The sequence below is a fragment of the Candidatus Eisenbacteria bacterium genome, from assembly GCA_035712145.1.
GTDB lineage: Bacteria > Eisenbacteria > RBG-16-71-46 > RBG-16-71-46 > RBG-16-71-46 > DASTBI01.
In genome coordinates this window covers 1-4,676 of record DASTBI010000203.1, presented here as the reverse complement: position 1 = coordinate 4,676, position 4,676 = coordinate 1, and the positions used below count along the sequence as shown (strand labels likewise).

At 66.4% G+C, this 4,676-nt stretch carries 10 protein-coding genes; all 10 read right to left on the bottom strand.

Annotation, left to right across the window (positions count from 1 at the left end; genetic code table 11):
- Positions 1 to 95: 95 nt before the first annotated feature.
- Complete coding sequence (gene rplP, locus VFQ05_14290; protein HET9327932.1) at positions 96 to 518, bottom strand: 50S ribosomal protein L16; 423 nt, start codon at positions 516 to 518, stop codon at positions 96 to 98.
- 10 nt (positions 519 to 528) lie between these two features.
- Entirely contained in the window at positions 529 to 1,191 is a 663-nt protein-coding gene (rpsC, locus tag VFQ05_14285; protein ID HET9327931.1) for a 30S ribosomal protein S3, read from the bottom strand.
- Between the two features lie 2 nt (positions 1,192 to 1,193).
- Positions 1,194 to 1,529 carry a 50S ribosomal protein L22 gene (rplV, locus tag VFQ05_14280; protein HET9327930.1) on the bottom strand — a complete coding sequence of 112 codons (336 nt, stop codon included), beginning with the start codon at positions 1,527 to 1,529 and terminating at the stop codon, positions 1,194 to 1,196.
- 3 nt (positions 1,530 to 1,532) lie between these two features.
- On the bottom strand, positions 1,533 to 1,826 hold the full coding sequence (gene rpsS, locus VFQ05_14275; GenBank protein ID HET9327929.1) for a 30S ribosomal protein S19: 294 nt from the start codon (positions 1,824 to 1,826) through the stop codon (positions 1,533 to 1,535).
- A 16-nt stretch (positions 1,827 to 1,842) separates the two neighbouring features.
- Complete coding sequence (rplB, locus tag VFQ05_14270; protein HET9327928.1) at positions 1,843 to 2,667, bottom strand: 50S ribosomal protein L2; 825 nt, start codon at positions 2,665 to 2,667, stop codon at positions 1,843 to 1,845.
- Between the two features lie 9 nt (positions 2,668 to 2,676).
- On the bottom strand, positions 2,677 to 2,967 hold the full coding sequence (gene rplW / locus VFQ05_14265) for a 50S ribosomal protein L23 (protein ID HET9327927.1): 291 nt from the start codon (positions 2,965 to 2,967) through the stop codon (positions 2,677 to 2,679).
- Positions 2,964 to 3,590, bottom strand: coding sequence for a 50S ribosomal protein L4 (rplD, locus tag VFQ05_14260; GenBank protein ID HET9327926.1), 627 nt, complete (start codon positions 3,588 to 3,590; stop codon positions 2,964 to 2,966). Before rplD ends, rplW begins: the two co-directional genes overlap by 4 nt.
- Positions 3,587 to 4,213, bottom strand: a complete 627-nt coding sequence (gene rplC / locus VFQ05_14255; GenBank protein ID HET9327925.1) for a 50S ribosomal protein L3 — start codon at positions 4,211 to 4,213, stop codon at positions 3,587 to 3,589. Before rplC ends, rplD begins: the two co-directional genes overlap by 4 nt.
- Positions 4,210 to 4,518, bottom strand: coding sequence for a 30S ribosomal protein S10 (gene rpsJ, locus VFQ05_14250; protein ID HET9327924.1), 309 nt, complete (start codon positions 4,516 to 4,518; stop codon positions 4,210 to 4,212). The genes rplC and rpsJ overlap by 4 nt, the downstream gene beginning before the upstream one ends.
- A 10-nt stretch (positions 4,519 to 4,528) precedes the next feature.
- The coding region (tuf, locus tag VFQ05_14245; GenBank protein ID HET9327923.1) for an elongation factor Tu at positions 4,529 to 4,676 on the bottom strand (148 nt) is incomplete at its 5' end.

Below are 4,676 nucleotides of genomic sequence, written 5' to 3'. Positions count from 1 at the left end.
GCAGGGTGAACAGCTCCTCGCGCAGATCGCGCAGCTTCCCCTCGAGCTCGGCGGGCGACAGGTTCGTCAGGTCACGGAAGCTCTTCGCCGCCATGTCACTCCCCTCCCAGTTCGTGGCGCTCGACGAAGCGCGTCCGGATCGGCAGCTTGGACGCCCCCAGCCGCATGGCCGACTTCGCCGCGTCCTTGGGAATTCCCTCGAGCTCGAACATGACCCGGCCCGGCCGGATCGAGGCGACCCAGAACTCGGGGGCGCCCTTGCCCTTGCCCATGCGCGTCTCGGCCGGCTTCTTGGTCACCGGCTTGTCCGGGAAGATGCGGATCCACATCTTGCCGCCGCGCTTGATCGAGCGCGTGATCGCCACGCGCGCGGCCTCGATCTGGCGGTTCGTGATCCACGCGGGCTCGAGGGCCTGCAGGCCGAACTCGCCGAACTCCACCGTGCCGCCGCGATACGCCTTCCCGCGCATGCGGCCGCGCTGCTGCTTGCGATACTTGACCCGCTTCGGCATCAGCATGACGTGACTCCTAGCGCACGGCGGCGGTCTGGGCGCCGGCCTTCGAGCGGTCCAGCACTTCGCCGTGGAAGATCCAGACCTTCACTCCGCACGTTCCATACGCCGTGTTGGCGGTCGCCCGCGCAAAGTCGATGTCGGCGCGCAACGTGTGGAGAGGCACACGGCCTTCTCGATACGTCTCGTAGCGCGCCATCTCGGATCCGCCCAGACGGCCCGCGCACGCGACGCGAATTCCCTGCGCGCCCGCGCGCATGGAGGAAGCGATCGCCTTCTTCATCACCCGGCGGAAGGAGACCCGCTGCTCGAGCTGCTTGGCGATGTGCTCGGCCACCAGCTGCGCGTCCAGGTCGGCCCGCTTGATCTCCTCGATGTTGAGCTGGACGACCCGCTTGGTGAGCTGCTTCATCTCCTCGGAGAGCTTGTCGACCTGCTCGCCCTTGCGCCCGATCACCAGCCCGGGGCGCGCGGTCTTGATGGCGATCGTCAGCTTGTCGCCCTTCCGCTCGATCGTGATCTTCGAGATCCCCGCCTGATAGAGACGGCGCTTGAGATAGCGCTTGATGAGCAGGTCTTCCTTGAGCAGCTCCTGGTAATTCCGGGTCGCGAACCAGCGCGAGTCCCAGTCCTTGATGATGCCGAGCCGCAGTCCGATCGGATGTGTTTTCTGACCCATCGTTACTCCCTCGTGGCCACCGTGATGGAAACGTGGCTGCTGCGCTTCAGGATCGGGGTCGCCCGGCCCTGCGCGCGCGGCAGCCAGCGCTTGAGCGTGGGCCCCGCACCGACGATCGCTTCCTTCACGTAGAGCTGTTCGAGACGCACCTTGCCTTCGTGCAGCGCGTTGGCGACCGCCGACTTCAGCACCTTCTGGACGATCCGCGCGCCCTGCTTGGGCGTGAACTGCAGCGTGGTCTGCGCTTCCTCGACCGCCTGGCCACGGATCAGGTCCAGGACCTGGTTGCACTTCCTCGGCGTGATCCGAACGAACCGCTGGATGGCTTTCGCTTGCATGGCCTACTTCTTCCCAGGTACGGGCGTCTTCTCGGCGACAGCCTGACCGTGCCCGCGGAAAATGCGGGTCGGAACGAACTCGCCCAGCTTGTGCCCCACCATGTTCTCGGTGACGTAGATGGGAATGAACTTGTTCCCGTTATGGACCGCCAGCGTGTGCCCCACGAACTCCGGCAGCACGGTACAGCGCCGCGCCCAGGTCTTGAGCACGCGCTTGTCGCCGCTGCGGTTCATGCCCTCGATCTTCTTCACCAGGGACTCGACGACGTACGGTCCCTTCTTGACTGAGCGCGCCATGAGCTGGTCGTTCTCCCTACTTCGTCCGTCGCCGCACGATGAAGCGGTCGGAGAGCTTCCGCCGCCGTGTCTTCAAGCCCTTCGTCTTCTTTCCCCACGGCGTCGTGGGATGGCGTCCACCGGAGGACTTGCCTTCGCCGCCGCCCATCGGGTGATCCACGGGGTTCATCGCCACGCCGCGCACGGAAGGGTTCCGGCCCCTCCAGCGGTTGCGCCCCGCCTTGCCGATCGAGACGTTCTCGTGGTCGAGATTGCCGACCTGCCCGACCACCGCACGGCAATTCACATGGAAGCTGCGCACCTCGCCCGACGGCAGCCGCAGCTGCGCATAGTTGCCGTCCTTGGCCATCAGCTGGCAATAGGACCCGGCCGAGCGCGCGACCCGAGATGCCCGCCCCGGGAAGAGCTCGACGTTGTGGACGTTGGTGCCGAGCGGAATGCTGCGCAGCGGGAGACAGTTGCCGGTCCTGATTTCGGCCGCCGTCCCTGACTGGAGCACATCCCCCACCTTGAGTCCGTCCGGAGCCAGGATGTAACGGCGCTCACCGTCCAGGTAATTGAGCAGGGCGATGCGCGCGGAGCGGTTGGGGTCGTACTCGATGCTGGCCACCTTGGCGGGCACGCCGTCCTTGTCGCGACGGAAGTCGATCAGGCGGTAGCGCTGCTTGTGGCCGCCGCCGATCCAGCGGGACGACACGTGTCCGTAGTTGTCGCGACCGCCGGTCCTGAGCTTGCGCTCGGTCAGCGACTTGAGCGGCTTGCCCCGGCTGAGCTCCGCGAAGTCGGGGAGCTGGGTGTGCCGGAGGGCCGGCGTCATCGGGCGGAATTTCTTCAGGGGCATGGTCGGTTCCTAGATCTGCTCGAAGAGTTCGATCTTCTGATCGGGCTGGAGCGTCACGACGGCCTTCTTCCAGTCGCTGCGCTTTCCGGCGAAGCGTCCCTGGCGCTTGATCTTTCCGCGAATCTGCAGCGTCTGCACCGCCTTCACCTTCACGTTGAAGATGGACTCGACGGCGCGCTTGATCTCGATCTTGTTGGCGTCGCGCGCCACCTCGAAGAAGTACTGGTTGCGCAGCTCGCGCAGCACCGTTCCCTTCTCGGTGATCAACGCCCTCTTCACGATGGATCGCACGTCCTTCATCGGACGAAGGTCTCCTTCATGCGGTCGAGGCCCGGCTGGGTGACCAGCAAGGCCTCGCAGTGCAGCAGGTCGTACGCGTTCACCTGATGGGCGAGCGTCGTTCGAAGGTTTCTCACGTTGCGGCACGACTTGACGACCGCCTCGTCGGCCTTGTCGAGCACGAGCAGGGTCCGCTTGTCCTTGAGGCCGAGCTTCGAGAGCAGCCCCGCCACCTCGCGCGTCTTCGGCTCGGTCATGCGGAGCGGCTCGATCACCGTGACCGCGTTCTCACCCGCGCGCAGCGAGAGCGCCGACGTCAGCGCCGCGCGCCGCTGCTGCTTGGGCAGGTCGGTGCGGTGGTCGCGAGGCTCGGGACCGAACGCCCGTCCTCCTCCCGGCCACAGCGGCGAGGTGTTCGATCCGGCGCGAGCGCGCCCGGTGCCCTTCTGACGCCAGGGCTTGCGGCCGCCGCCGGAGACTTCGCCTCGGCCCTTCACCTTGGCCGTGCCCTGCCTCTGGTTGCCGAGGTGACGCTTGACCGACATCCACAGCAGGTGCTCGTTCACCTGCTGCCCGAACAGCTCGTCGGGCAGCGCGGCGAAGCCCTTTTCGCTGCCGTCGGATCCGAAGAGCTTGGCGTTCATGACACGCTCCGTTTTTCCACGCACACCAGTCCGTTGGTCGGGCCCGGCACCGCGCCCAGGATCAGCACGACGTTGAGCTCGGGATTGACGCCGACCACCACGAGATTCTTGACGGTCAGGTTCGCGCCGCCCATCCGGCCGGGAAGGCGCTTGCCCTTGATCACGCGCGACGGATAGGCGGAGGCGCCGATCGACCCCGGCTGCTTGCCGGCGGTCGGACCGTGCGAGGCGTGCCCGGCCGCGAAGCCGTGGCGCTTGACCACGCCCTGGAAGCCGCGGCCCTTGGTCACGCCGGCGACGTCCACGTGCTCGCCCTTCTCGAACAGCTCGACGGTGAGGCGCTGCCCCACTTCATAGGGCTGCGATCCGTCGACGCGAAACTCCTTGAGATGTCGCGAAGGCGGAAGGTTGCGCTTCTGGAACTGGCCGAGCACCGGCTTCCGGAAGCGCGACTCCTTGTTGGTGCCGAAGCCGAGCTGGACGGCGGTGTAGCCGTCGCGAGCCTCGGAGCGCACCTCGGTGACCGTGCAGGGACCGGCCTCGATCACGGTGACCGGAAGCACGTCTCCCTTGTCGCCGTAGATCTGCGTCATGCCCACCTTGCGTCCGATGAGTCCAATCATGTCTTGATCTCGATGTCGACACCGGCGGGGATGTCGAGCTTCTCCAGCGCTTCCATCGTCTGAGCCGTCGAGCGCGTGATGTCGATGAGGCGCTTGTGGATCCTGATCTCGAACTGCTCGCGGGACTTCTTGTCCACGTGCGGGCTGCGCAGCACCGTGTAGACGGTCTTCTTCGTGGGCAGCGGCACCGGACCGGACGTGACCGCTCCCGTCCGCCGCGCGGTGCGCACGATCTCGGAGGCCGACTGATCGAGCGTCGCGTGGTCGTACGACTTCAGCTTGATTCGGATCTTTTGTCCCATCATGGCCCGACCCCTACTTGTCGATCTGGGTGACGACGCCGGCGCCGACCGTGCGCCCACCCTCGCGGATCGCGAACCGCAGCCCGTCTTCCATCGCGATCGGCGTGATCAGCTCCACGTCCATTCCGTCCACGTTGTCCCCGGGCATCACCATCTCCCGC

Bases quoted from the DNA above. Each gene is read 5' to 3' on its own strand.
- rplP (HET9327932.1), bottom strand. From the start codon at position 518: ATGCTGATGCCGAAGCGGGTCAAGTATCGCAAGCAGCAGCGCGGCCGC.
- rpsC (HET9327931.1), bottom strand. From the start codon at position 1,191: ATGGGTCAGAAAACACATCCGATCGGACTGCGGCTCGGCATCATCAAG.
- rplV (HET9327930.1), bottom strand. From the start codon at position 1,529: ATGCAAGCGAAAGCCATCCAGCGGTTCGTTCGGATCACGCCGAGGAAG.
- rpsS (HET9327929.1), bottom strand. From the start codon at position 1,826: ATGGCGCGCTCAGTCAAGAAGGGACCGTACGTCGTCGAGTCCCTGGTG.
- rplB (HET9327928.1), bottom strand. From the start codon at position 2,667: ATGCCCCTGAAGAAATTCCGCCCGATGACGCCGGCCCTCCGGCACACC.
- rplW (HET9327927.1), bottom strand. From the start codon at position 2,967: ATGAAGGACGTGCGATCCATCGTGAAGAGGGCGTTGATCACCGAGAAG.
- rplD (HET9327926.1), bottom strand. From the start codon at position 3,590: ATGAACGCCAAGCTCTTCGGATCCGACGGCAGCGAAAAGGGCTTCGCC.
- rplC (HET9327925.1), bottom strand. From the start codon at position 4,213: ATGATTGGACTCATCGGACGCAAGGTGGGCATGACGCAGATCTACGGC.
- rpsJ (HET9327924.1), bottom strand. From the start codon at position 4,518: ATGATGGGACAAAAGATCCGAATCAAGCTGAAGTCGTACGACCACGCG.